This window comes from Lelliottia nimipressuralis, from assembly GCF_004402045.1.
GTDB lineage: Bacteria > Pseudomonadota > Gammaproteobacteria > Enterobacterales > Enterobacteriaceae > Enterobacter > Enterobacter chinensis.
The window spans coordinates 1-1,214 of sequence record NZ_SOMG01000013.1 but is presented as its reverse complement, the minus strand read 5'-3'; the positions used below and the strand labels follow the sequence as shown (position 1 = coordinate 1,214).

General features: G+C 45.9%; 2 tRNA genes and 2 rRNA genes. All 4 read right to left on the bottom strand.

Annotated elements, in window-relative coordinates:
• Positions 1-465, bottom strand: a 23S ribosomal RNA gene (locus E3U32_RS07115); the annotation flags it as partial.
• A gap of 336 nt (positions 466-801) precedes the next feature.
• Positions 802-877 (bottom strand) — tRNA-Ala (locus E3U32_RS07110).
• 133 nt (positions 878-1,010) lie between these two features.
• Positions 1,011-1,087: transfer RNA gene (locus E3U32_RS07105), tRNA-Ile, on the bottom strand.
• 70 nt (positions 1,088-1,157) lie between these two features.
• Positions 1,158-1,214, bottom strand: a 16S ribosomal RNA gene (locus tag E3U32_RS07100); the annotation flags it as partial.

The window sequence follows — 1,214 nt, the reverse complement described above, 5'->3', positions numbered from 1 at the left end:
TCACGGTACTGGTTCACTATCGGTCAGTCAGGAGTATTTAGCCTTGGAGGATGGTCCCCCCATATTCAGACAGGATAACACGTGTCCCGCCCTACTCGTCGAGTTCACAATAACAGCATCTTCAGATACGGGGCTATCACCCTTTACTGCCGGACTTTCCAGACCGTTCTCCTGACACTGCTATTGATTAAGACTCTGGGCTGCTCCCCGTTCGCTCGCCGCTACTAGGGGAATCTCGGTTGATTTCTTTTCCTCGGGGTACTGAGATGTTTCAGTTCTCCCGGTTCGCCTCATTAACCTATGGATTCAGTTAATGATAGTATCCATTGGATACTGGGTTTCCCCATTCGGATATCGTCGGGTATAACGGTTCATATCACCTTACCGACGCTTTTCGCAGATTAGCACGTCCTTCATCGCCTCTGATTGCCTAGGCATCCACCGTGTACGCTTATTCGCTTAACCTCACAACCCGAAAGTGTCTCTTTCAAAGACTATCTAGATGGTGATGGCTGCGCAGATTACATTTCTTCGTTGGGCAGTGCTCGCAATGCTCACATACTTAAGTATGCTGCGCTTGCTGTGCGCTGTCCGCCTCGAACTGTAAATTGCTCGCTCATCCCACTTTGATGTCAAAACACATTCAAAGTTTGAGATTTTGAGAGACTCATCAATATACCTCGGTGATATATTGATTTGTTTTCAATTTTTCAGCTTGTTCCAGATTGTTAAAGAGCATAATAATTCACAGTATACTATTCCTAATATACTCTGAATCATTGTTTTATATTCAAGAGATTATGGTGGAGCTAAGCGGGATCGAACCGCTGACCTCCTGCGTGCAAGGCAGGCGCTCTCCCAGCTGAGCTATAGCCCCATAATGTTTCAATACCCGTATAACCACTCCTTTTTCTTCTTATAATAAGAAGCTTTTTCTTTAGGCAAGGCGTGGAGTAACGAAGTTTACTTAATGTAAACGAGTTGCTTCACAACACAGCATAAAGGAAATTTGGTAGGCCTGAGTGGACTTGAACCACCGACCTCACCCTTATCAGGGGTGCGCTCTAACCACCTGAGCTACAAGCCTGCAGAGATTTTTACTGCTGTTTTTTCATCAGACAATCTGTGTGAGCACTACAAAGGCAGGTTCTTTAAGGTAAGGAGGTGATCCAACCGCAGGTTCCCCTACGGTTACCTTGTTACGACTTCACCCC